Annotated in this window: 1 protein-coding gene; it reads right to left on the bottom strand. The window is 69.1% G+C overall.

Going from position 1 to position 408, the window contains the following annotated elements:
* A partial coding sequence (locus O3W51_RS47320) for an FtsX-like permease family protein (protein ID WP_331284169.1) occupies nt 1-408 on the bottom strand: 408 nt, incomplete at both ends.

Here is a 408-nt window from a genome sequence, read left to right as displayed (position 1 = left end):
CGACGCCCAGCGCGGCACCGACCGTCGTGGGGATCAGTGCCTGGCCGATATAGGCACGCACGACCTGGCCCGGAGTGAAGCCCAGGGACTTCAGGATGCCGATCCGCCGGGTGGCGGCGCCGACCGCGCCGCTGACCACGATCCCGATGATCAGGACCGACATGAACAGACCGAGCACACCGAAGGCGACCACGAACGGCACGAACGTCGCCGACGTCCTGTCCGCGGCCAGTTTGATCGTCAGATACGACGCCGCCGCGGTCATCGATCCCGGTGGCACCGCGGCGGCGACCGCGGCACGATCGGCGCTGATCTGGGCGTCCGTGGCGGCCTTCGTGAAGCGGTAGAGCATCTGGTATTCGAGCCGGGCTCCGAGTGCGGTCAGCTGCGTGAGCTGCGCCGGCGACA

Source organism: Streptomyces sp. H39-C1 (assembly GCF_027158125.1).
Taxonomy (GTDB): domain Bacteria; phylum Actinomycetota; class Actinomycetes; order Streptomycetales; family Streptomycetaceae; genus Actinacidiphila; species Actinacidiphila fildesensis.
The sequence above is the reverse complement of the archived record's forward strand: the minus strand, read 5'-3'. Positions and strand labels throughout refer to the sequence as shown.